Source organism: Streptomyces sp. NPDC051051 (assembly GCF_040682975.1).
Taxonomy (GTDB): domain Bacteria; phylum Actinomycetota; class Actinomycetes; order Streptomycetales; family Streptomycetaceae; genus Streptomyces.
Map to the genome: position 1 here is coordinate 143,596 of NZ_JBFBCB010000011.1, position 22,870 is coordinate 166,465.

Annotated in this window: 19 protein-coding genes and 3 pseudogenes; 14 read left to right on the plus strand and 8 right to left on the minus strand. The window is 71.2% G+C overall.

The genetic code is table 11. The features are described 5' to 3' along the window. The first annotated feature begins 27 nt into the window (after positions 1 to 27). The 9 genes from AB0N31_RS11760 (at position 28) to AB0N31_RS11800 (ending at position 14,241) form a co-directional block, all read left to right on the plus strand. A complete protein-coding gene (locus AB0N31_RS11760) occupies positions 28 to 795 on the plus strand; it encodes an enoyl-CoA hydratase-related protein (protein ID WP_366058195.1) in 768 nt (255 codons plus the stop codon). 371 nt (positions 796 to 1,166) lie between these two features. After that, positions 1,167 to 1,670: an ATP-binding protein gene (locus AB0N31_RS11765; protein ID WP_366058196.1), complete on the plus strand. Its 504-nt coding sequence runs from the start codon at positions 1,167 to 1,169 to the stop codon at positions 1,668 to 1,670. A 185-nt stretch (positions 1,671 to 1,855) separates the two neighbouring features. Further along, a complete protein-coding gene (locus AB0N31_RS11770; protein WP_366058197.1) occupies positions 1,856 to 3,733 on the plus strand; it encodes an ABC transporter ATP-binding protein in 1,878 nt (625 codons plus the stop codon). Then, positions 3,730 to 5,589, plus strand: a complete 1,860-nt coding sequence (locus AB0N31_RS11775; RefSeq protein WP_366058198.1) for an ABC transporter ATP-binding protein — start codon at positions 3,730 to 3,732, stop codon at positions 5,587 to 5,589. Before AB0N31_RS11770 ends, AB0N31_RS11775 begins: the two co-directional genes overlap by 4 nt. A 146-nt stretch (positions 5,590 to 5,735) precedes the next feature. Further along, on the plus strand, positions 5,736 to 7,436 hold the full coding sequence (locus tag AB0N31_RS11780) for an ABC transporter ATP-binding protein (protein WP_366058219.1): 1,701 nt from the start codon (positions 5,736 to 5,738) through the stop codon (positions 7,434 to 7,436). 119 nt (positions 7,437 to 7,555) lie between these two features. After that, entirely contained in the window at positions 7,556 to 9,274 is a 1,719-nt protein-coding gene (locus AB0N31_RS11785; protein WP_366058199.1) for an ABC transporter ATP-binding protein, read from the plus strand. A gap of 334 nt (positions 9,275 to 9,608) precedes the next feature. Then, on the plus strand, positions 9,609 to 11,657 hold the full coding sequence (locus tag AB0N31_RS11790) for a M4 family metallopeptidase (protein WP_366058200.1): 2,049 nt from the start codon (positions 9,609 to 9,611) through the stop codon (positions 11,655 to 11,657). Between the two features lie 321 nt (positions 11,658 to 11,978). Then, a complete protein-coding gene (locus AB0N31_RS11795) occupies positions 11,979 to 13,643 on the plus strand; it encodes a M4 family metallopeptidase (protein WP_366058201.1) in 1,665 nt (554 codons plus the stop codon). 82 nt (positions 13,644 to 13,725) lie between these two features. Continuing rightward, on the plus strand, positions 13,726 to 14,241 hold the full coding sequence (locus AB0N31_RS11800) for a DUF1990 domain-containing protein (protein ID WP_366058202.1): 516 nt from the start codon (positions 13,726 to 13,728) through the stop codon (positions 14,239 to 14,241). Between the two features lie 91 nt (positions 14,242 to 14,332). On the opposite strand, the gene AB0N31_RS11805 is transcribed toward AB0N31_RS11800, so the two are convergent. Together AB0N31_RS11805 and AB0N31_RS11810 are read right to left on the minus strand one after the other, a co-directional pair. After that, on the minus strand, positions 14,333 to 15,127 hold the full coding sequence (locus AB0N31_RS11805; RefSeq protein WP_366058203.1) for a DUF2637 domain-containing protein: 795 nt from the start codon (positions 15,125 to 15,127) through the stop codon (positions 14,333 to 14,335). A gap of 77 nt (positions 15,128 to 15,204) precedes the next feature. Further along, the gene (locus AB0N31_RS11810) at positions 15,205 to 15,438 is read right to left on the minus strand and encodes a hypothetical protein (protein WP_366058204.1); all 234 of its coding nucleotides are present in this window, start codon (positions 15,436 to 15,438) and stop codon (positions 15,205 to 15,207) included. 285 nt (positions 15,439 to 15,723) lie between these two features. Between AB0N31_RS11810 and AB0N31_RS11815 the strand changes: the two genes are divergently transcribed. After that, complete coding sequence (locus AB0N31_RS11815) at positions 15,724 to 15,951, plus strand: type II toxin-antitoxin system VapB family antitoxin (RefSeq protein ID WP_366058205.1); 228 nt, start codon at positions 15,724 to 15,726, stop codon at positions 15,949 to 15,951. A 66-nt stretch (positions 15,952 to 16,017) separates the two neighbouring features. Here AB0N31_RS11815 and AB0N31_RS11820 read toward each other — a convergent pair whose 3' ends face one another. After that, positions 16,018 to 17,625, minus strand: coding sequence for an alpha-1,2-mannosidase (locus tag AB0N31_RS11820; RefSeq protein ID WP_366058206.1), 1,608 nt, complete (start codon positions 17,623 to 17,625; stop codon positions 16,018 to 16,020). A gap of 151 nt (positions 17,626 to 17,776) precedes the next feature. Next, positions 17,777 to 18,256: an ATP-binding protein gene (locus AB0N31_RS11825; RefSeq protein WP_366058207.1), complete on the minus strand. Its 480-nt coding sequence runs from the start codon at positions 18,254 to 18,256 to the stop codon at positions 17,777 to 17,779. Between the two features lie 229 nt (positions 18,257 to 18,485). Between AB0N31_RS11825 and AB0N31_RS11830 the strand changes: the two genes are divergently transcribed. The 4 genes and pseudogenes from AB0N31_RS11830 to AB0N31_RS11845 all read left to right on the plus strand — a co-directional run. Then, positions 18,486 to 19,340 (plus strand): helix-turn-helix transcriptional regulator, encoded by an 855-nt coding sequence (locus tag AB0N31_RS11830; RefSeq protein WP_366058208.1) that lies wholly within the window; start codon positions 18,486 to 18,488, stop codon positions 19,338 to 19,340. A gap of 12 nt (positions 19,341 to 19,352) precedes the next feature. Next, positions 19,353 to 19,547: a DUF397 domain-containing protein gene (locus AB0N31_RS11835; protein ID WP_366058209.1), complete on the plus strand. Its 195-nt coding sequence runs from the start codon at positions 19,353 to 19,355 to the stop codon at positions 19,545 to 19,547. A 73-nt stretch (positions 19,548 to 19,620) separates the two neighbouring features. Continuing rightward, the gene (locus AB0N31_RS11840; RefSeq protein WP_366058210.1) at positions 19,621 to 20,121 is read left to right on the plus strand and encodes an SMI1/KNR4 family protein; all 501 of its coding nucleotides are present in this window, start codon (positions 19,621 to 19,623) and stop codon (positions 20,119 to 20,121) included. A 14-nt stretch (positions 20,122 to 20,135) separates the two neighbouring features. Further along, positions 20,136 to 20,564: pseudogene (locus tag AB0N31_RS11845) on the plus strand (tyrosine-type recombinase/integrase); the annotation flags it as partial. 167 nt (positions 20,565 to 20,731) lie between these two features. Here AB0N31_RS11845 and AB0N31_RS11850 read toward each other — a convergent pair. From AB0N31_RS11850 to AB0N31_RS11865, 4 genes and pseudogenes are all read right to left on the minus strand, one after another. Further along, positions 20,732 to 21,145, minus strand: coding sequence for a hypothetical protein (locus tag AB0N31_RS11850; protein ID WP_366058211.1), 414 nt, complete (start codon positions 21,143 to 21,145; stop codon positions 20,732 to 20,734). Beyond that, the gene (locus AB0N31_RS11855) at positions 21,142 to 22,224 is read right to left on the minus strand and encodes a polymorphic toxin-type HINT domain-containing protein (RefSeq protein ID WP_366058212.1); all 1,083 of its coding nucleotides are present in this window, start codon (positions 22,222 to 22,224) and stop codon (positions 21,142 to 21,144) included. The genes AB0N31_RS11850 and AB0N31_RS11855 overlap by 4 nt, the downstream gene beginning before the upstream one ends. Before the next feature lie 222 nt (positions 22,225 to 22,446). Next, positions 22,447 to 22,725, minus strand: a pseudogene (locus AB0N31_RS11860) (RHS repeat-associated core domain-containing protein); the annotation flags it as partial. Between the two features lie 64 nt (positions 22,726 to 22,789). Then, positions 22,790 to 22,870, minus strand: a pseudogene (locus AB0N31_RS11865) (IS5/IS1182 family transposase); the annotation flags it as partial.

Here is a 22,870-nt window from a genome sequence, read left to right on the forward strand (position 1 = left end):
CCCGTTAGTGGCCGTTAACCTGCTGGCATGACCGTGAATCTCGAAGTCTCCGAGGGCGTCGGCACGCTGCGCCTGGACCGCCCGCCCATGAACGCGCTGAACGTCGCCACCCAGGACCGGCTGAAGGAACTCGCCGAGGAGGCGGGCCGCCGTGACGACGTGCGGGCCGTCGTCGTGTACGGCGGCGAGAAGGTGTTCGCGGCGGGCGCGGACATCAAGGAGATGCAGCTCATGGACCACACGGCCATGGTCCTGCGCGCCCGCGCCCTCCAGGACGCCTTCACGGCGGTGGCCCGCATCCCCAAGCCGGTGGTCGCCGCCGTGACCGGATACGCGCTGGGCGGCGGCTGCGAGCTGGCGCTGTGCGCGGACTTCCGGATCGCCGCGGACAACGCGAAGCTGGGCCAGCCGGAGATCCTGCTCGGTCTGATCCCGGGCGCGGGGGGCACCCAGCGGCTGTCCCGGCTGATCGGCCCGTCCAGGGCGAAGGACCTGATCTTCACCGGCCGCACGGTGAAGGCGGACGAGGCGCTGACGCTGGGGCTGGTGGACCGGGTGGTCCCGGCCGGCGAGGTGTACGCGCAGGCGCACGCGTGGGCGGCGAAGCTGGCGCAGGGTCCGGCGCTCGCGCTGCGGGCGGCCAAGGAGTCGGTCGACACCGGTCTGGAGACGGACATCGAGACGGGTCTCGCGGTGGAGCGGAACTGGTTCGCGGGCCTGTTCGCCACCCCGGACCGGGAGACCGGCATGCGCAGCTTCGTGGAGGAGGGGCCGGGCAAGGCGAAGTTCCGGTGAGGCCGTTCCGCCGGCCCCCGGGACGGGGCTGATGTGAGCCTCGTCTCGCCGAAGGTCCCCTGGAACCCTTGCAATTGACGGAGCACCTCATCCAGGCCACGGCCGGGGTCCCGCCCGGGGTCCCGCCCAAACCCTGTGCGGGTCCCCCGATGGGGCGCTTCACCGGAACCGTGCGGTGACCTCGGGGCCGCCTCGCCGAGGAAGCCCGCCGATCGCCCCTCGACGAGGTGTCGTCGCAGGTCAGAAGGGATGCGTCCTCCGCCCGAGCACCTCCGGCGCCTGCCGACCGATTCGGGCGGAATGGGGTCTTCCGGGGGGCGTATTCCCCCGGAACGGCCCCGCGCGAGGCCCCGGGCCGCCATGATGGGGGCATGGCGGGGCTGGAGGGTATCGAACAGCCGCGGGGGCACGGGCGTGTGGCCGCGGCACGCTGGTCGCCTGCGGTCGAGGACGAACAGGGACTCAAGGCACTGGAGTTGTTCGGTGACCCCACGGACGCGGAGGTCCAGCTGCCGTCCCGCCCCGAATCCGCCGCCACGGCCCGGCGCCTCACCCAGGTCGTCGTCCTCCGCCGCTGGCAGCTCACCCCCAGGATGACCGAGGACGCCGTCCTGCTCGTCTCGGAACTCGTCGGCAACGCCGTACGCCACACCGGTGCCCGCGTCTTCGGGCTGCGCCTGCGCAGGCGGCGGGGCTGGATCCGCGTCGAGGTCCGGGACCCCTCACGGGGGCTGCCCTGTCTGATGCCGGTCCAGGAGCTGGACGTCAGCGGCCGGGGGCTGTTCCTCGTCGACAAGCTGTCCGACCGCTGGGGCGTCGACCTGCTGCCGCGCGGCAAGACGACCTGGTTCGAGATGCGCGTCGCCGACCGCTGACCGGTGACACGGCCGAGGACCGGCTCGGAACCGCATCGGCCGATCGGATGACGCCCGCCCGCCGCCGGGACCCGCGTCCGACCCGTTCGAGGGCCCGAACACGCAGGTCGTAGGTCCGAGGACCGAGCCCGGACCGGCCGAAACTCGGTGGGCGTCGTCAGTGGTGATTTGTAGGCTCGCTCCTGATGCTCACGACACCTGCGCCCGCCAAGGACCGTTCCGCCGTACGGACGTTGCTGCGCCTGTGGCCGTACGTGCGGCCCGTCCGGGCGCGGCTGTCCACCGCCGCGGCCATCGCGGTCATCGCCTCCTGCACGGGGCTGGTGATCCCGCTCGTCCTCAAGTGGATGGTGGACGGGCCGGTCGCGGACCGGGACCCGGCGGGCGTCTGGCTGGGGGCGCTGTACCTGCTGCTGCTCGGGGTCGCGGAGGCGCTCCTGTTCGGGCTGCGGCGCTGGCTGGTGGCGCGGCCGCTGTCGCACGTCGAGGCGGAGATGCGGGCCGACCTGTACCGGCACCTGCAGCGGCTGCCGGTGGCCTTCCACGACCGGTGGGCGTCGGGGCAGCTGCTGTCCCGGGGCACCACCGATCTGATGCTGCTGCGCATGTTCCTCGCCTTCCCGCTGACGTTCCTCCTGGTCAACGGGGTGACGATCCTCGTCGGCGTGACCATCATGCTGCTTCAGGACTGGACGCTCGGGCTGGTCATCCTCGGGCCCGCGATCCCCGTGATCGTCATGTGCGTGGTCTTCGAGAACCGGTACGCGCGCGTGGCGCGACGCGCCCAGGACCAGGTCGGCGACCTGACGACGGTCGTCGAGGAGAGCGTCCTCGGCATCCGGATCGTCAAGGGCTTCGGCCGGCACCGCAGCCAGGCGCGGGCCTTCCGCGAGCTGTCGTCGACACTGCGCGGGACGGAACTGCACAAGGCGCGGCTGCTGGCGACGATCTGGGCGGTCATCGTGACCCTGCCCGAGCTGGCGATCGGCGCGGCGCTGGTGTTGGGGACGGTGCAGGTCGCGGACGGCGAACTGTCCGCGGGCACGCTGGTCGCCTTCCTCTCCACGGCCCTCGCCCTGCGCTGGCCGGTGGACTCCATCGGCTTCCTGCTGGCGATGAGCCAGGAGGCCGCGACGGCCACGGAACGGTACTTCGAGGTGATGGACGCGGAGCCGGAGGACGACCGGGTGCCCGTCGGGCGGGCGCCGGCCCCGCCCCCGGCCCCCGTCACGGAGAGCTCGGCTCCGGCGGTCCCCGTCACGGAGGACCCGGCTCCGGCCTCGGCAGCCTCCGGCGGCTACGCGTCGTCCCCCGAAGGGGGCCTGCGGTTCCACGGGGTCACCTTCCGCTACCCCGACGCCGAGCCCGGTTCCCCGCCCGTCCTCGACCGTGTCGACCTGCACATCCGGCCCGGCGAGTCCATGGCGCTGGTGGGCGCCACCGGCAGCGGGAAGACCACGCTCACCGCGCTCGTGCCGCGGCTGCACGAGGTGACCTCCGGGTGGATCACGCTCGACGGCGAGGACATCACCGCGATGCCCCGCGAGGAGCTGCGCGCGAAGGTGGCCGTCGCCTTCGAGGAGCCGACGCTGTTCTCCGCGAGCGTCGGGGAGAACGTGCTGATGGGCGCCGGCGGCGACGCGGACGACGGCGACCTGGAGCGGGCGCTGGCCGTCGCCCGGGCCGAGTTCGTGCACGCGCTGCCGCAGGGCACCCGCACCCAGGTCGGTGAGCAGGGGCTGAGCCTGTCCGGCGGGCAGCGGCAGCGACTCGCGCTGGCGCGGGCGGTGGTGGGCCGGCCCCGGTTCCTCGTGCTCGACGACCCGCTGTCCGCGCTGGACGTCCACACGGAGGCCGCCGTGGAGGCCGCCCTGCGCCGCGTCCTCGCCGACACGACCGCGCTGATCGTCGCGCACCGGCCGTCCACCGTGCTGCTCGCCGACCGGGTCGCCCTGCTGTCGGGCGGCCGGATCACCGCCGTGGGCACCCACCACGAACTGCTCCGCACCCACGCCGAGTACGCCCGTCTGATGTCCGGGGACCAGGAGGCCGACCGCCGATGACCGCGCCCACGACCGCCTCCTCCACCGCCGACGACGAGCGGGACCTGACGGCCGCCCGGGAGGACGCCGACGCCTTCGACCGGGACGTCCTGCCCACCCCGCCGGGCGCCACCGGCACCCTGCTGCGCTCGCTGCTCGCTCCGATGAGGACGCGCGTCGCCCTCACCACGTTCCTGCTGCTGCTCCAGCAGGCGGCCGTGCAGGCGGGTCCGCTGCTGGTGGCGTACGCCATCGACCGTGCCGTGCCGGCGTTCCGGGAGGACGACCTGGGACCGCTGGTCGCGGTGGGCGTCGGCTACCTGGGGTGCGCGCTGGCCGGCGGCGGGCTCCAGTACGCGTTCCTGATCGCCTCCGCCCGCGTCAACCAGGACGTGCTGCTGGATCTGCGCGGCCGGATCTTCCGGCACGCGCAGGCGCTGAGCGTCGACTTCCACGAGCGCTACACCTCGGGCCGGCTCATCTCCCGCTCCACCACCGACGTGGAGTCGTTGCGCGAACTGCTCAGCGAGGGCCTCCAGGAGCTGGTGACGGTCGTCCTGTCCTTCCTCTACATCTCGGCGATGCTGCTCTGGCTGGACCTGGGCCTCGGTGCGGTGGCGGTGGCGTCGTTCGGGCCGCTGTACCTCCTCGTCCGGGTCTACCAGCGGCGCGCGGGCCGGGTGTTCACCGCCCGGTCCACGGCCATCGCCGCCGTGATCGTGAAGTTCGTGGAGACGGTCAACGGCATCCGGCCGGTGCGCGCCTTCCGCCGCGAGGCCGTCAACGAGGCCGACTTCCGGGTCCTGAACCAGCGGCACGAGCGGACCAACGGCGACGCCCTGCTGGAGATGGCCCGCTACGTCGTCGGTTCCCGGCTGGTCGCCAACACCGCCGTCGCGCTGATCGTGCTGTGGGGCGCCCAACGGGTGGCGGACGGTTCGCTGGCGCTGGGCGTGCTGGCCGCGGCGGTGCTGTACCTGCGGCGGCTGTACGACCCGATCGACCGGCTCGGCATGTTCCTCAACTCCTACCAGTCGGCGGCGGCCTCCCTGGAGAAGATCGCGGGACTGCTGGCCCAGGAGCCGTCCGTGCCCGAGCCGGCCGCGCCCCGGGAGCTGCCGGCCCGCCGGTCGGGCATGCCCGGCCGCGAGGTCGTCTTCGACGGCGTCGGCTTCGGCTACCGCACCGGTGGCGAGGTCCTCCCCCGCTTCGACCTCACCCTGCCCGCCGGACAGACGGTCGCGGTGGTCGGCTCGACCGGCGCCGGGAAGTCCACCCTGGCCAAGCTCCTCGCCCGCTTCTACGACCCGACGGCGGGCCGGGTGCTGCTCGACGGCGTCGATCTGCGCGAGCTGGCGACGGCCGAGCTGCGGCGCGGGGTGGTCATGGTGACGCAGGAGGCCTTCCTGTTCTCCGGGACGGTCGCCGACAACATCGCGCTCGGACGGCCGGACGCGAGCCGGGAGGACATCGAGCGGGCGGCGAAGGCCATCGGCGCGCACGAGTTCATCAGCGCGCTGCCCGACGGCTACGACACGGACGTCCGCAGGCGCGGCGGCCGCATCTCCGCCGGTCAGCGCCAACTCGTTTCTTTCGCACGGGCGTTGCTCGCGGACCCGGCGGTGCTGATCCTCGACGAGGCGACCAGTTCGCTCGACGTGCCCGGCGAGCGGGCCGTGCAGGCGGCGATGGCGACGGTCCTGAGGGGCCGTACGGCGGTGGTGATCGCGCACCGGCTGTCGACCGTGGAGATCGCCGACCGGGTGCTCGTCATGGAGCACGGACGGATCGTCGAGGACGGCACCCCGGACGAACTCGTCGCGGGCACCGGCCGGTTCGCGGACCTGCACCGCGCCTGGCGGGACAGCCTCGCGTGAGGGTCCGGCGCACGGGACGGCGGCCGATCGACGCCTACGCCGACCCCGGCACGCCCGACTGCCGCGGCGGCTGGTCGTACCTGTGGTGGCTGACCTGCCGCCAGCCGGGGCGGGCGGTGGCGGGAGCGGTGCTGTCCAGCGTCTGGATGGTGCTGTTGGCGGTCGCGCCGTACCTGATGTCGAGGGCGGTCGACGACGGTCTCGAGGGTGGTGACACGGCCGCGCTGGTGGGCTGGACGGCCGCGTTGTTGCTGGTGGGGGCGTTCAACGCCTGGGTGAGCATCATGCGGCACCGCACCATGACCCAGGTGCGCATGGACGCCAACTTCCGCACGGTGAAGGTGGTCGTCGGGCACACGGTCCGGCTGGGCGCCGCGCTGCCGCGCCGGGTCGGAGCCGGGGAGGTGGTCACGATCGGCGTCGGCGACGTGCAGCCCATCGCCACGGCCCTGACGGTGATCGGACCGGGCATCGGCTCGGTCGTCGTCTACGTCGTCGTCGCCGGGGTGCTGCTGTCGGTCTCGCCGCTGCTCGCGGCGGTCGTACTGCTGGGGATGCCGGTGATCGCCGTGCTGGTCGGCCCGCTGATGGGGCGGCTCCAGGGCGCCGAGGGCGAGTACCGGGAGCGGCAGGGGGTGCTCACCGCGCGGATCGGCGACCTCGCGGGCGGCCTGCGGGTGCTCAACGGCCTCGGGGGCAAGGACCTGTTCGCGGACGCCTTCCACCGCGACTCGCAGCGGTTGCGCGCCCAGGGCTACCGGGTCGGCTCGGTCACCAGCTGGATGCAGGCCCTCGGCGTGGGCCTGCCGACGGTGTTCCTCGCCGTGGTGACCTGGCTGGCGGCCCGGCTCGCGGCCCGGGGCGAGCTGACCGTCGGCGAGCTGGTGGCGGTGTACGGCTACGTGGCCGTACTGGTCGGCCCGGTCGCGTTCATCGTGGACATGGGCTACCAGCTCAGCCGGGGTGTGGTCGCCGCCCGCCGGGTCGTACGGCTGCTGCGGCTGGAGCCGGACGACCCGGCGGGCGGCACCGCCGACGCGCCGGCCGGTCCGGCGGTGCTGTACGACCCCGCCTCCGGTGTGCGGGTCGTGCCCGGTCTGCTGACGGCGCTGGCCGGTGGGCGGCCCGCCGACACGGCCGCCGTGATCGACCGGCTGGGCCGGTACGGGCCGACCGACGTCACCTGGGGCGGCGTACGTCTCGACGAGGTGGGAACGGCGCGGGTGAGGGAGCGGATCCTGGTCGCGGACAACGAGGCGGACCTGTTCGCCGGCAGCCTGCGCGAGCTGGTGGGCGGGCGGCGCGACGCGTCCGCCGCGGAGATCGACCGGGCGCTGCGGGCGGCCGCCGCCGAGGACATCCTGCAGGGCCTGCCCGACGGGCTCGACTCCCCCGTGGCGGCGCGGGGCCGCAGCCTGTCCGGTGGCCAGCGGCAGCGCGTACGGCTGGTGCGGGCGCTGCTCGCCGACCCCGAGGTGCTGCTCGCCGTCGAGCCGACGTCGGCGCTCGACGCGCACACCGAGGCGGCGATCGCTCGGCGGTTGCGCGAGGCGCGCGCCGACCGGACGACCGTCGTGACGAGCACCTCCCCGCTGCTGCTCGACCACGCGGACCGGGTGCTGTACCTGGTCGACGGGAAGGTCGCGGCGAGCGGCCGGCACCGGGAGCTGCTGGAGACGGAGCCGGGGTACCGGGCGCTGGTGGCGCGGGACGCGGAGGAGGCGGAGGTCACGCGGGACACCCCGGTCCCGCCGAGCGCGCAGGCCTCGCGGGACACGCAGGACACACGGAGCCCGTGCAGCAGCGGCGGGGCAGGGGACGGGCCCGTCGAGGGGGCTGTGCGATGACGGCGAGTGGCTCGGGCGGGTCCGGCGGGTCCGGCGGGGCTGGTGGGACTGGTGGGAAGGTTCCGGCCGGGGGCGGCGAGGGGGCGTCGGGGCGGCTTCCGGCGGCCTCGCCGGCCGAGGTGCGGCGGGCCACCGGCCGTCTGGTGCGGGCCGACGGGCGGGCCTTCGCCGCCGTCCTGGCGCTCAACGTGCTGGCCGCCGCGGCCGGTCTGGCCGGGCCCTGGCTGCTCGGCCGGATCATCGACGAGGTGCGCTCCGGCGGCGGCGTCGCGGCGGTGGACCGGCTGGCTCCGGCCATCCTGGGGTGCGCGCTGGCGCAGTTGCTGCTGGCCCGCTGGGCCCGGTACGCGGGGCACCGGTTCGGGGAGCGGACGCTCGCACGGGTGCGGGAGGGCTTCGTCGAGCGGACGCTGGCGCTGCCCGCGTCGGTCGTGGAACGGGCCGGCACCGGCGACCTCACCACCCGCGGCACCGCCGACGTGGCGGCGGTGGGCACGACGCTGCGGGACGCCGGGCCCGAACTGCTGGTCTGCACCGTGCAGGCGCTGTTGCTGCTGGGCGCGGTGTTCGTGATCGACCCGCTGCTGGGCGCGGTCGGGGTGCTCGGGCTGACGCCGATCTGGTGGGTGCTGCGCTGGTACCTGCGGCGGGCGCGCGCCGGGTACCTCGCCGAGGGCGCGGCCACCTCGGAGGTCGCCGACGTCCTCGCGGAGACCGCGGGCGGGGCCCGCACGGTGGAGGCGTTCCGGCTCCAGGAGCGGCGGACGGCGGCGAGCCGGGACGCGCTGGAGGCCTCGCGCCGCACACGGTTCCACACGCTGTTCCTGCGGAGCGTGTTCTTCCCGGTGGTGGAGGTGTCGTACTCGCTGCCCGTCGCGGGGGTCCTGCTGGTGGGCGGGATGCTGCACGCGCGGGGGGCGCTGAGCCTCGGGGCGGTGGTGGCGGCGGCCCTGTACCTGCGGCAGTTCACCGGGCCGCTCGACGAGATCCTGATGCGCGTCGAGCAACTCCAGGGCAGTGGCGCCTCGTTCGCGCGGGTGGAGGGGCTGGCACGGGTCCCGCGGTCCGGACCGGAGGAGGGCGCGCCGGCCCCGGCGGACGACCGGATCGACGTGACGGGCGTGCGGTACGCCTACGACCGCGGCGGCGAGGTGCTGCGCGGGGTGGACCTGACGGTGCGGCCCGGGGAGCGGCTCGCGGTGGTGGGCCCGTCGGGTGCGGGCAAGACGACGCTGAGCCGGCTGCTGGCGGGCGTGGACGCGCCGACGGCGGGTTCGGTCACGGTGGGCGGGGTGCCGGTCGCGGATCTGGCTCCGGAGGCGCTGCGCCGGCAGGTCGTCCTGGTGACCCAGGAGCACCACGTCTTCCTCGGCACGGTCCGCGAGAACCTCCTGATCGCCGAACCGGCCGCGACGGAAGAGGACTTGTGGGCGGCGCTGGCCGCGGTCGGTGCCGCCGACTGGGTGCGGGAGCTGCCGGGCGGTCTCGACGCGGAGGTGGGCGCGGACCGGCGCCGCATCGACGGTTCGCAGGCGCAGCAGCTCGCCCTGGCGCGGGTGGTGCTGGCGGACCCGCACACGCTGATCCTGGACGAGGCGACGGCCCTGCTGGATCCGGCGACCGCCCGGCACACCGAGCGCGCCCTGGCCGCCGTGCTGCGCGGGCGTACGGTCATCGCCATCGCCCACCGGCTGCACACCGCGCACGACGCGGACCGGGTCGCCGTGATGGAGAACGGCCGGCTGACCGAACTCGGCACGCACGACGAGCTGGTGCGGGCGGGCGGGGCGTACGCGGCGCTGTGGGGGACGTGGCACGGGGAGCGGCGGCACACGTAGGACGTGGCACGGGGAGCGGCGGCACACGTAGGGCGCGGCACGGGGGGGGGCGACGGCACACGTAGGACGTCGTGCGGCGGCGGGGGCCACGGGCGATCCGTGGTGATCTCTCCGTATATCGAACATGAACTCCCGGACAACGAACCGTTTCCAGCCAACTTCCTGACGCGCTCCTGACAGATAGCGCTGTCGGCTGCCACTCTTCCCACTGCTACTGCACAGCAACCCCACAGCTTCACCGTTCTGCGTACGGCCCCAGTTGTGCCCGCGCGGCCCACCCGCCGTGCGGTCTCCCCCGGCCGCGTGACCCGCGGCCGCGCAGAAGGAGTCAGTGTTGAGCAGCAGTCCCTCTCGCAGACGCACCTCCCACACCCCCTCCCGCAGAGCCGCGGCCCTCGCCCTCGTCGGCGTCTCCGCGCTCATCGCCGCCGCCGTGCAGTCCGGTGCCGCGACGGCCGCCCCCGGGCAGTCGCCGCGGGCGGCCGGCCAGGCGACACCGGGCTCCGAGTCGGTCCGCCTCACCCCCGCCCAGCGCGCCGAGCTGATCCGCGACGCGAACGCCGGCAAGGCGCAGCAGGCCAAGGAACTGGGCCTCGGCGCCCAGGAGGCGCTCGTCGTCCGGGACGTCGTCAAGGACGCCGACGGCACGGTCCACACCCGCTACGAGCGCACCTACGCGGGCCTGCCGGTCCTCGGCGGCGACCTCGTCGTCGAGTCCACCCCGGCCGGCGCGACGGAGTCCGTCGTCAAGGCGACCCGCGCCGCCATCAAGCCGGCCACCACCACGGCCAAGGTGCCCGCGGCCAAGGCCGAGGCGCAGGCGCTGTCGGCGGCGAAGGCGGAGGACGCCAAGAGCCCCGCCGTCAACCGCGAGGCCCGCAAGGTGATCTGGGCCGCGAACGGCACCCCGACCGTGGCCTACGAGACGGTCGTGGGCGGGTTCCAGCACGACGGCACCCCGCAGGAACTGCACGTGATCACGGACGCCACCACGGGCGCCGAGCTGTACAAGTGGGAGGCCATCGAGACCGGCACCGGCAACACGGTGTACAGCGGTCAGGTCACCATCGGCAGCACGCAGTCCGGGTCGACGTACAACCTGACCGACGGCGCCCGCGGCGGCCACAAGACGTACAACCTCAACCGCGGCACCTCCGGCACCGGCACGCTCTTCTCCGGCCCCGACGACGTCTGGGGCAACGGCAGCGCGTCGAACCTGGAGTCGGCCGGCGCCGACGCCGCCTACGGCGCCCAGCTGACCTGGGACTACTACAAGAACGTGCACGGGCGTTCCGGCATCCGCGGCGACGGGGTCGGGGCGTACTCCCGCGTCCACTACGGCAACAACTACGTGAACGCGTTCTGGTCGGACAGCTGCTTCTGCATGACGTACGGCGACGGCTCCGGCAACGCCAACCCGCTGACGTCGATCGACGTGGCCGCGCACGAGATGACCCACGGGCTCACCTCCAACACGGCCGGCCTCAACTACAGCGGCGAGTCCGGCGGCCTGAACGAGGCGACCTCTGACATCTTCGGCTCGACGGTCGAGTTCTACGCGGCGAACTCCTCCGACGTCGGTGACTACCTCATCGGCGAGGAGATCAACATCAACGGCGACGGCACGCCGCTGCGCTACATGGACAAGCCGAGCAAGGACGGCTCGTCCAAGGACAGCTGGTACTCCGGCATCGGCTCGATCGACGTGCACTACTCCTCGGGCCCGGCGAACCACTTCTTCTACCTGCTGAGCGAGGGCAGCGGCACCAAGACCATCAACGGTGTCACCTACAACTCGCCCACCTCGGACGGGCTGCCGGTCACCGGCATCGGCCGGGCCAAGGCGGAGAAGATCTGGTTCCGTGCGCTGACCACGAAGTTCACCTCGACCACCAACTACGCGGCGGCCCGCACCGGCACCCTCGCGGCGGCCGGTGAGCTGTACGGCACGACGAGCGCCGAGTACACGGCGGTGCAGAACGCGTGGGCGGCCATCGCGGTCGGCGCGCGGCCCGGCGACGGCGGCGGTGGCGGCACCTCCTTCGAGTCCACCACCGACGTATCGATTCCGGACAACGGCGCGGCGGTCACCTCGCCGATCACCGTCTCCGGCCGGACGGGCAACGCGCCGTCCAACCTCGCGGTGGCGGTCGACATCGTCCACACCTACATCGGCGACCTCCAGGTGCAGCTGCTCGCCCCCGACGGCACGGCGTACACGCTGAAGGCGTACGGCACCGGCGGCAGCGCGGACAACATCAACACCACCTACACGGTGAACGCGTCCTCCGAAGTCGCCAACGGTGTCTGGACGTTGCGGGTCCAGGACAACGCGGCCGCGGACACGGGCTACATCAACGGCTGGAAGCTGACCTTCCCGTAGGTCGCCGCTGCACCGTGACAGGGGGCCGCGCACCGGCCCACCCCCCACCCACAGGACGCCGCTCCGGGGCTTCGACGCCCGGGGCGGCGTCCTCTTTTTGCCATCCGATTGCCCGCCTCCTGTTGGCCTTTGACCGAGGTCACGCCCGTTCACACAACGGCAACGTTCACCGGTTGGTCGATTTTCGGTCAACATCACTTCAGGGTCATGACATGTACGCGACCCAGATGCCAATCTTCCTGTCACCCGCCGCACAACTTCACAGCCGTCACGGCCGGCCACCCCACGCCGTCCGGGCACCCCCACACCCAAGGAGCTTGTGTGTCCTCCCTCTACGCGCGTCGCAAGCGCACCACCCTGGCCATCGCCACCGCCGTCGCCGCCGGGGCCCTCCTCACCACCGGACTCACCACCGGCAGCGCCGCCGCCCAGACCTCCGCGGACGTGACGGCCGCCAAGCCCCTCGCCGTCCCGACCCCGCTGGCGCCGGCCGCCCGCACCGCCCTGATCCAGGACAAGCAGGCCGACGCCGCCTCCACCGCGCAGGAGATAGGCCTCGGCGCCCAGGAGAAGCTGGTCGTCAGAGACGTCGTCAAGGACGCCGACGGCACGGTCCACACCCGCTACGAGCGCACCTACGCGGGCCTGCCGGTCCTCGGCGGCGACCTCGTCGTCCACGAGACGGCGGCCGGCGCGAACAAGGGCGTCACCAAGGCGACGACGGCCACCATCAAGGTCGCCTCGACCACCCCGGCCGTGGGCGCCGCCAAGGCCGAGAGCCAGGCGCTGTCGCTGGCGAAGGCGGCGGGCTCCGAGGACACCGAGGCCTCGCAGGCGCCCCGCAAGGTGATCTGGGCGGGCAACGGCAGCAAGCCGGTCCTGGCCTACGAGACCGTCGTCGGCGGCTTCCAGGACGACGGCACCCCCAACGAGCTGCACGTCATCACCGACGCGGCGACCGGGGCGAAGCTGTACGAGTACCAGGGCGTCGAGACCGGCACCGGCAAGAGCCTCTACTCCGGCACGGTCACCCTCGGCACGACGCTGTCCGGTTCGACGTACCAGCTGTACGACACCTCGCGCGGCGGCCACAAGACGTACAACAAAGCCCGTAGCACCACCAGTTCGGCGGGCACGCTGTTCACCGACGCGGACGACGTCTGGGGCACCGGCGCGGCCTCCAGCTCCTCCACGGACCAGACGGCCGCCGTCGACGCGGCCTACGGCGCCCAGACCACCTGGGACTTCTACAAGAACACCTTCGGCCGCAACGGCATCAAGAACAACGGCGTCGCCGCCTACTCCCGCGTCCACTACGGCAACGCGTACGTCAACGCGTTCTGGGACGACAGCTGCTTCTGCATGACGTACGGCGACGGCTCCGGCAACACCAAGCCGCTGACCTCGCTGGACGTGGCCGGCCACGAGATGAGCCACGGCGTCACCTCGAACACCGCGGGCCTGAACTACTCGGGCGAGTCCGGCGGCCTGAACGAGGCGACCTCCGACATCTTCGGCACGGCCGTCGAGTTCTACGCGGCCAACTCCTCCGACGTCGGCGACTACCTCATCGGCGAGAAGATCAACATCAACGGCAACGGCACCCCGCTGCGCTACATGGACCAGCCGAGCAAGGACGGCGCCTCGGCCAACTACTGGTCGTCGACGCTGAAGAACCTGGACGTGCACTACTCGTCCGGCCCGGCCAACCACTTCTTCTACCTCCTGTCCGAGGGCAGCGGGTCGAAGACCATCAACGGGGTCAGCTACAACTCCCCCACCTACAACGGCTCCACGGTCACCGGCATCGGCCGCGCCAAGGCCGCCCAGATCTGGTACAAGGCCCTCACCACGTACATGACGTCGACCACGAACTACGCGGGCGCCCGCACGGCGACCCTGAGCGCGGCGTCGGCCCTGTACGGCTCCACCAGCACCGAGTACAAGGCAGTCGCGGCCGCCTGGACGGCGGTCAACGTCGCCTGACGCGAGTCACCGATGTGAGTGAATGAGACGGGGCGGCACCCGGGAGGAGGACTCCCCGGGTGCCGCCCTACTCTTGGGTCCCATGTCAGTTGGGGACTTCACGTACGAGGACGTCGGCGCCACCCGCGAGCCCGGCTTCTGCCCGCCCGGCTTCCACGCCCTGCACGTGCGCACGCGCCTCGGGGAGGGCGAGGAGGTCTTCCGCCGCGCCGCCGAGGCCGTCCTCACCTGGGAGATGCACCGCGCCCTCGGCGTCGGCGTCGAGACGAGCGCCGACCGCGCGGCCCCCGGCGTGGACGTCACGGTCACCCTGGCCGGCGTCGTCAAGGCCCCCTGCCGCGTCGTCTGGACGGTCGAGGAACGCCGCCGCGCCGGCTGGGCCTACGGCACCCTGCCCGGCCACCCGGAGTCCGGCGAGGAGTCCTTCGTCGTCGACCGCACGGGCGACGGCACGGTCTGGCTGACGGTCGCGGCCTTCAGCCGCCCGGCCAAGTGGTACGCCCGAGCGGGCGGCCCGGCGACCCGCCAACTGCAGCAGGCGTACGCCCGCAGGTGCGGAGCGGTACTGCGCCGCCTGTCGGGCGGCGAGGACGCGTGACGCCGGTCCTCCGCCCGGCCGCCGCCCTTTCCCCACCGGCCCCGGACCACGGCGGCCGGCCGCCGCCCGGCCGGTCGGGCGGCGGAGTTCCTCACATCCCGGGACCCCGCTGCGCGTGCGCTCCCTGCCGGGCCCCTTGCTTGGAGGAGACCTGGCCGATGAGTTCCCAGAAGCACACCAGGGCGGTGACGGGCGGCACCCCGAACATCACGAACGCCATGAGCGAGCGGGAGGAGTGGCCGACGCACAGGGCCGCGGCCATCGCCGAGGCCGCGAGCAGGACGCTCCAGGAGCGGCGCGCGCGCCGGTGCTGCACCGTGGCCCGCAGGATCGATAGAGCCGCCACGAACCACGGCCCGTACACCGCGAGCGGCCACCACCGCGCCACCGGGTCGGGCAGCATACCCTCGGCGATCAGGCGGAGCTGCCCGTAGGTGTACGAGACCGACCAGCCCAGCAGGCACGCCGCACACACGAAGATCGCGGCGATCAGGACCGTGGCGTGGGTGACGCGTCGGCCGGCGGGGAAGTCCGGCTCCTGACGCGTCCGCCGCCGCTCGCCCCGGTGGTGGGGCCGGTCCAGGGGCAGGGGCTCGGGAGGGGGCTGCTGGGTCTGCGCCGGGGCCAGCATCGCGGCCAGCTCCTCGTCCGGGTCCCAGCCGTCCAGTACGGCGGTGTGCGGCACGCCCTCCCAGACGGTGGCGTGCGGGGCACTGTCCCAGGCGGTGGCCTGCGGCACGCCGTCCCACACGGTGGTGTGCGACGAGCTGTCCCAGGCGGTGGCCTGCGGTGCGCCGTCCCGGGCGGCGGTGTGCGGTGCGCTGTCCCAGGACTGCTGGGCAGGGAAGGGAATGCTGTCGTACGGACCCCTCGGCTCGTCTCCCATCCTCGGAACGTAGGGCTGATTGTAAAAGTGGCTGTTATTGCCGAACCTGTCCATCTGAAGTTTCTCCGCGCCCTCTTTCAGAATGTCATGTCGAGCGCACGAGATCCTGATGGGGTGAAAATCGTGGAAGTTTCGCCGCCGAGAATCCTCCGAGCCTCCCTCAGGTATTCCCTTTCGAGACCGTCGATGGTTTTCCGGAAGTCTTCCAGCAGTTCCGAGGAGGTGCGGGGCCGCACTCCGACGCTGGTGAACATACGACCATCGACCGCCGACGGCAGGACGGGTTCTCCGCGTTCTTCTTGTTCTGTCACGCCCACCTAACGAGCGCCACGCGAGAGATGGTGTGCTGCATTCGGGGGCGATGTGCACCCGAACGAGATACCCGGAGTCGGAACAGATACTTGCCCGACAAAAGCATGAAGCGGCGGATTCGGACTCCGCGAGCACGACACCCACCCGGCGACCGAAGGCCCGGAACACCTCTCGGGACACGCCGCCGCGCCGACGGCGCCCCGTGGACTGCGACGGACGCGACCCGCCCATGTACATCCGGTCAGGTACGTTGATGTACGCCCGTGTATACACGGAGGACAGTCATGAGCCGTACGGTGATCGACCTCGACGACGAAGCGCTGGAAGCGGCCGCCAAGGAACTGGGGACCACGACCAAGCGCGACACGATCAACACGGCCCTGCGCGAAACAGTGGCGCGCGACCGTCGCCTGCGCGCCCTCCACGACCTGCAGGATCCGGCGGCGGACGGTGGCCTCGACGCCGAAGCCCTTCTCGACAAGCGCACGTACCGTGGTGGTGCCGCCCGTTGAGCGTGGCCGTGCTGACGACCGCCCCGCACGCCGCTCCCTGCCCGTCCGTGGCGGGCCGCCACGGCTTCAGGAGTTCTTCAGGTACGCCGCCAGCTTGCCGATGAGCCGGGCGGCGTCGTCCAGGCCGCGGGCCGTGTCGCCGAGATCGCCGGCGAGCAGCTGCTGGAGGGCCCGCCCCGCTTCCTTCCCCTCCTCCTGGCCGGGGGCGTCGGACCAGGGGCCGGGAACGGCCGTGCCCCGGTATCCGACGGGGTCGCCCCCGCGCGGCGCCCGGTAGCCGGTGAAGTCGGCGGCACCGTGCGTCGGCCCGGCGGCCGGGATTTCGCCCGCGAGGAACTGGACCCTGGAGAGCTGGGTCTGGTCGGAGCCGTGGTTGCAGGTGATGTTCAGGCGGTAGTGGGCGTAGGAGGCGGGTGAGGCGACGGAGTACTCCTTCGTCTCGTGGCGCTGGCGGAACCGCTCTCCGGTGCGGGAGTCCAGGGTCGTCCAGTGGTCGCCGTCGTGCGATCCCTGGAGCTCCCAGTCCTGCGGGTCCCGCTCGGGGGCGTCGTTCGCCGAGGTCAGCCGGTACACGGCGACGGCGGCGGAACGTTCGAGGGTGAAGTCCAGCTCGGCGGTCTCGTCGTTGGCCAGCCACTTGCTCCAGGACTTGGTGAGCAGGTTGTCCGCGACCTCGCCCACCAGGTCGAACTCGTCGCTCGCCTCGACGTCGACGACCGTACGGGTGATGTCCCGCAGCTCGCCGACGGGTTCCGCCGCGACGGGCTTGCGGGCGGAGCCGAGAACGACCGAGGCGGTGGTGCCCCGCCGGTCGGTCCAGGATACGCGCTGCACGGGCGCCCCGCCGTCGTCGAGCAGCAGCCGCAGCTCGCCGGAGGGGGACCAGGCGCCGTCGTGCCCCTCCTCGGTGGAGAACCGGTGCAGCGGGGCTCCGGCCGTGCCCTCGGGATAGGCCCGGCGGTCGGCGAGGGTGCCGCGGTACTCGGTGACCGCGCCGTCGGCGGTCGTGCGGTGGCCCAGGAAACCGGACAGGTCCGCGCGCAGCCCGATCGCCGCCTCCGAGCCGTCCGCCCCGCGCCAGGCGAGGTGCGCGGGCAGGGTCCGCTCGCCGCTGTCGCCGCCGTCGACGCTGCGGATGCTGTCGATGTGGAAGAGCAGCCGGGGGCCGGTCTGCCAGGCGGTGGCGCCGGGGGCGCGGACCTCGGTGGTGAAGGCGACGACGGACCGGCCGGCCCCCCGCGCCTCCCTGGCACGCTCCGACCGCTCCCGGTCGTGCGCGGGGTCCACGGTCACGGCCCGCAGCCGCAGCAGCCCTTCCGCGCCCTCGGGGTTGCGTATCTCGAGGAGGTTGTCGCCCACGGTCAGGAGCTCCCCCGGCACACTGAGGACGGCGACCCGCGGGTCGCCGTGCCCCCCGTCCCCCGGTACGGCCAACTCCTCGGCGACGACCTTGCCGTTGAGCAGCACGTCCATCGGAGCGCCCGCACCGAGCACGGTCACCTCGACGACGGCCTCGGCGATCTCCTCCCGCTCCCCCACCGTGAAGTCCAGCCTGACGTACCCGCCGGCGCCCAGCGCGAGGTGCGAGGGGGCGATCCCGCAACGGTGGTGGGCGACCAGGGCGTTCGACAACTGGGCCGGGTCGGTGGAGAAGTCGGCGAATACGGGTTCCATGGGTGTCCCTACGTCGTCCGGGGCATGCCGGTCGTACCGGTCACGAGGTGCGCGGCGTGGCTCTGCGAGCCGCGGCGCATGCGGAACCTATCGGGGGCCACTGACAGCGGACCGCTCAAGTCACCTTCAGATCGGGCCAGTTGTCCTCCAGTCACCGAGAGGATCCACCTTCCGGGGCCACTCCCGCCCCGCCGACCTCGAACCACAGCAACTTCCCGCCACCGCGCCCGAGTCGGCCACCCTCCAGCGGCCACCCGCCCCACCAGTCCGCGTACTCCTGCACGAGGTACAGCCCGCGCCCGCCTTCCCGGTCCACCCCGGCGGGCGGCACCCGGTCCCCGGGCGGCTTGGCGAAGGGCGCCGGGACGTACGGGTGGCTGTCCCACACGCCGACCCTGATCCGCCCGTCGCTCAGGGCGGTCATCCGCAGGGAGGCGGGCCCCCTGGTGTGCAGGTAGGCGTTGGTGACCAGCTCGGAGGCCAACAGCTCGACGGCTTCGAGCACTTCCTCCCTCCCGTGCCCGCGGAGCACCGCCCGCACGGTCATACGTGCGACCCGTGCGGCGCGGGGGTCGTGCGGCAGCCGAAGGGCGTACACCCAGGTGTCGGGCGGGGCTACGGTGACGGACATGGGAACTCCTCCGGAGAGAAAAAGAGACGTGGGGCGACTCGCCGACGGCCGCACCCAGCGGTGGCATTGCCTGGATCGGTGCGCTTCCGGCTTAGGGGAAAGACCTGTTGGCGGTACGGCACTACGCTAGCCACCGCCGGGAGATACATCTCCCAATTTAGACAGATATATCCGCGATTACCTCGTGTGGGGGACATGGACTCCCCGCCGCAGGCCGGAAGGAGGCGTCTTGCCGCCCACCAACAACCCCACCCTGCGCCAGCGGCGGCTGGGCGCTGAACTGCGCAGACTGCGCGAACAGGCCGGCTTCAGCGTGACGGGCGCCGCAGCCCTGCTCGGCGTCAACCAGGGACGCGTCAGCATGATCGAGACCGGGCGCAGCCCTGTCAGCGCCGACCGGATCCGCGCCATGGCGTCCGCCTACGACTGCTCCGACGAAGCACTCGTCGACGCCCTGGCCGGCCTTACCGGTCGGCGGCCTCCCGGCTGGTGGGAGTCGTACCGAGAGCACCTGCCCGCCACCCTCGTCGACCTCGCGGAACTGGAACACCACGCAACCGGGCTGCGCGTGGCCCTCGTGATCCACATCCCCGCGCTCCTGCAGACCACGGACCATGCCCGCGCCCTGTTTCGCGGCGTGGTGCCGCCCATGCGGCAGTACGAGATCGAGAACCGCCTCACGCACCGCATCAAGCGGCAGGGCGTTCTGCACCGGGAGAACCCTCCCCTGTACTCGGCATTTATCCACGAGGCGGCCCTGCGCATGGGCTACGGAGGTCCGGCAGTCGCCCTCGGGCAGCTCAAGCACCTGATCGACATGAGCGAGCTGCCCCACGTCACGCTCAGGGTGGTGCCGTTCGGCACGGAGCACTTCCCGAGCACCGGCCAGTCCTTCGACTACGTCGAGGGGCCCGTGCCGCAACTCGACACAGTCCAGCTGGACACACACCACGGCGGCTGCGGTTTCCTGGACGCGGAGGCACAGCTGACCAAGTACCGTGCCGTCCTGGACCACATGGAGTCCATCGCGCTGGACCACTCCCAGTCGCGTGACTTCATCCACCACCTCATCCAGGACGTCTGAGAGGCAGCGACCGTGCAGACCACCCTCCACTGGCAGAAGTCCTCGTACAGCGGCGACAGCTCGAACTGCCTCTACGTCGCCGCCACCCCCACCGGAACCGTCCACCTCCGCGAGAGCGACGCCCCGGACACCGTCCTCACCACGACGGGCCCCGGCCTGCGCGCCCTGATATCCGGTCTCAAGGAACGGGAACGGGATGACGCGTAACACCGAGGACGCCGTGCCAGAGGCCCTCGGGCCGGAAAGGCCTACATCGTTGCCGAACGCGGACTAGGGCGCATTGGAGCGCGAGCTGGGCGTGTCCCTTCCCCGCGACTACAAGAGGATCGTGACCGGGTACGCGCCGGTCCAGGTGAACGTGCATCTCTTTCTGCGTCGGCCCTCCGCGGAGCGGTGGAACCTCGGGCAATGGATGAAGGAGACGGTCACCGCTTTCACGCGCAGCAACCTGACGGACGCCCAGTGCCCCGGCTTCCCCGAGGGCCCACTGTTCGGCGGACCTGACGGCCTGGTCCCCCTGGCGTCAACGGATCGCGGAGAGTGTCTGTTCGGAGTCGCGGATGCCCCTTCCGGAGACCGGCGCCTCTTGGCCTGCAACGGCGACGAGCAGGACTTCCACGAGTACCGGATGCCCTTCTCCGAGTGGCTGTACCGCTACTTCTCCGGCGAATCCATGTTCGGCCCGGGAAGCGCCGTCTTCTACCCCGGCCCCATCCTCTTCGAGTCACTCCCCATGGCCACATCCACACCCCTCACTACCTGGTACGGGCCGGAAAGGTAGCCATAATGAAAATCCTCCGCTGAGAAGGACTCAAGCTCGGCACAGGCACCGCCTCTATCCACCGCATCAGCGCAGGATGGCTCACCACGCCACCCACCAAGACCTGGGCCTCTGAACGCCGCATCGCTCTCCCCACCTGCCGCGTCCAGTCGCTGAAGCGCCACCACGGCCAGCAGCAGCGCGAGCGCGAGGCAGTAGGCACCGCGTGGCAGCCCAACGGGCACGTGTTCACCACCGCGCAGGGCAAATCGATCGACCCGATCAACCTCACCCGCGCCTTCACCACGCTCCTCCGCAAGGCCGGCCTCCGCCTCATCCGCTTCCACGACCTCAGGCACTCGACCGCCACCCTGCTCCTGGAACAGGAAGCCGAACTCGTCGTGATCAAGGAACTCCTCGGCCACGCCCACATCGGCGTCACCGCTACCGCCTCCGTCCGCTGACGTTGCCGTCAACTACTGCCGTCATGGCCCACGGGGCCCCGCCTCCGGGGCTCCCGTTTCACTACAGCACTTTGCAGATCAACCCTCGTCGCCTGGAGCGGCCCCCTCGGCGGTGAACTGGGGCCCGTGCAACGAGCGGAGCAGCCCTTGAGGGCCGCCTTCCCCCCTCAAGAGAGATCATTGCCGGTGCCGCCCAATCGGCCCTCTGCAGCCGCACGGACTTCACTCCAGGGGTCATTTCGAAGAGATTCCAATGTCTCCCTGGACGTATTCTTGTGCTGTACAACTCTCATCCTGACCGATTCGTCCACATCGCGAGCGAGCTGTTCGAGAAGGTTCGGTGACAGTTTCCGCTTCATAGCCACCATGAAGCGAACGCGAGCATCAGGGTCACCGATCAGCATTTCCAGAACAGCCAAGGGAACCGTCTTATTCTGGACGACCCCCACCCGCTCTTCCGGGTACCGATCGACGACCTCCGCCCATACCTGCACGGACGCCTCCTCCACTGTCGCCCTGCGGCATTCCTGCGGATCCGAACTGTTGCGCAGTCGTACGAACTCGTCGGCGGTCTCGATCATCCCTTGACACCCCTCAATTTGTTCATCGGGATAAATTTTCCCGTGTCACCCTTCCACTTGTCCGGCATATAGTTGCCGTATTTATCGGCGTCTGAGATCCATTCGAGCCCCTTACTGGTCTCCCGATAGACCTTGAAAGCCGATTGGCCATGGCCGGTCACGTCCGGAGTCCACCAGGTGCCGTCCGAGGCGCTCTTGTAGAAGGTGGTCTTGAACGGCCCTCCCTTCAGGAGCTTCGTCGAGCCTTCCTTGGTTAGCTGCCAAAGCCCTCGGCCAGCAACGTCACAATTGTTGTTATGAACGAGGACTGGCGTCTCGCCCGCCAGCACATAGTACGTGTGGATGTCAGCGACAGTGAGGTCGTAGGTGATCTGGTGCTCAGTGAAGTGACGGGTTCCGGCGATCGTGACGGTTGCGCCCTTGTCGGTGCGCAATGTCATGCCGGGCTCGAGGTCGCCGGCGTCGATCCAAGCTCTCCGTGAGGGCGACCAGAACGGGTGCGTGGTCGTCGCTGTGACCGACGCGCCGTCAGCGAGGTCGAGCAGATCAGCGGTGACAGTCAGGCCGACGAAGTGTTTATCGTCCTCCGTGACGATGGTGTCGACGACCTCACGGGTCGTGGTTTCACCGCTGACCGGATCAGTGACGACGACTTCGTCACCGACCTCGACGTCCTCGATGGGCTTGGCGGTGCCGTCGGCAAGCAGGACCTCGGTTCCCTGGACGAAGCTGTGTGGAACGAGGCAACTCCCGAGTTCGACACCGACGTCTGCTGACTTTCTGCCCTTACCCAGGAGCTTGGCGGCTACGGCTATCTTCCCGAAGGGGAGATAGCCGGCGGCTGTCCACAGGCAGCCGCTGACACTGCCGTGGGCGCAGGCGGCTATGTCATCGACACCGAGAAGCGTCAAAAGGAGGTCCGACGACGGGCGGATCCAGCCGAGATTGTGTGCGGCTGCACAGAAGTCCGAAGCCGGATCCATCATGCATTGGCCCTCGGCCCACCTGACGACCAGCATGGAGTAGCTCTCGTCCCCGGAGTACGGGCGGGCTCGCAGTTCCTCCTCCGTCGGAACCATGATTCCTGCGACTACTACGCGTTCATTGCTGGAGGATTTCGAGGATTTACCCGAAGTGCTCTTGGACGTGCCGCTGCTGCCACTTCCGCCGTTGGAGAACCCGCAGTTGGGGTCGGAAGTTCCGTAGCACTTGGATTCCGGATCCTTGCTCGGCTTGTAGTCGTCGTAGGTTCCGTTGCTTCCGGAGCAGAAGTTCGGGTAGCAGGATTCGAGGCCCGTCGGATCGCTTTCCGTGACGGGGTTGTTGTTGGCGTAGCTGTAGCCGTTGAGCGAATTCTGCTGCGTCAGAGTGAGAAGGGGGTCGAGGCTGATGAACTGACCAATACCGGGATCGTATTCACGGGCGCCGACGTGTGTCAGGCCGGTGGTGACGTCCCGTGTCTTGCCGAGGAATCCCTTGTCGTCGGGCCAGGGGCCGTACAGCGGCGCGCCGCGGTCTGCGCCGAAGGGAGTGGTGTAGCGCTTGGTAAAGTTCTGTGCCGCGTCGGCGTTGATTGCCAGTGAGGACGTTCCGTGGTGGTCGCCGGCGAGATAGGTGAGCTTGTCGGCCCCTGAGTCTTTTCCATCATCGGTCTGAGCTGGTCAGATGCAGGGTGAGGACGGCTTGGACGATGCTGGTGATCCGGGTGGTCGAGCACCGGAGCTT

Excerpts from the sequence above, each read along its gene's own strand:
- AB0N31_RS11800 (WP_366058202.1), top strand. The coding sequence starts at position 13,726 with ATGTCAGTTGGGGACTTCACGTACGAGGACGTCGGCGCCACCCGCGAG.
- AB0N31_RS11805 (WP_366058203.1), bottom strand. The coding sequence starts at position 15,127 with ATGGGAGACGAGCCGAGGGGTCCGTACGACAGCATTCCCTTCCCTGCC.
- AB0N31_RS11765 (WP_366058196.1), top strand. The coding sequence starts at position 1,167 with ATGGCGGGGCTGGAGGGTATCGAACAGCCGCGGGGGCACGGGCGTGTG.
- AB0N31_RS11825 (WP_366058207.1), bottom strand. The coding sequence starts at position 18,256 with ATGTCCGTCACCGTAGCCCCGCCCGACACCTGGGTGTACGCCCTTCGG.
- AB0N31_RS11770 (WP_366058197.1), top strand. The coding sequence starts at position 1,856 with ATGCTCACGACACCTGCGCCCGCCAAGGACCGTTCCGCCGTACGGACG.
- AB0N31_RS11775 (WP_366058198.1), top strand. The coding sequence starts at position 3,730 with ATGACCGCGCCCACGACCGCCTCCTCCACCGCCGACGACGAGCGGGAC.
- AB0N31_RS11820 (WP_366058206.1), bottom strand. The coding sequence starts at position 17,625 with ATGGAACCCGTATTCGCCGACTTCTCCACCGACCCGGCCCAGTTGTCG.
- AB0N31_RS11760 (WP_366058195.1), top strand. The coding sequence starts at position 28 with ATGACCGTGAATCTCGAAGTCTCCGAGGGCGTCGGCACGCTGCGCCTG.
- AB0N31_RS11780 (WP_366058219.1), top strand. The coding sequence starts at position 5,736 with ATGGTGCTGTTGGCGGTCGCGCCGTACCTGATGTCGAGGGCGGTCGAC.
- AB0N31_RS11855 (WP_366058212.1), bottom strand. The coding sequence starts at position 22,224 with ATGGTTCCGACGGAGGAGGAACTGCGAGCCCGCCCGTACTCCGGGGAC.
- AB0N31_RS11815 (WP_366058205.1), top strand. The coding sequence starts at position 15,724 with ATGAGCCGTACGGTGATCGACCTCGACGACGAAGCGCTGGAAGCGGCC.
- AB0N31_RS11850 (WP_366058211.1), bottom strand. The coding sequence starts at position 21,145 with ATGATCGAGACCGCCGACGAGTTCGTACGACTGCGCAACAGTTCGGAT.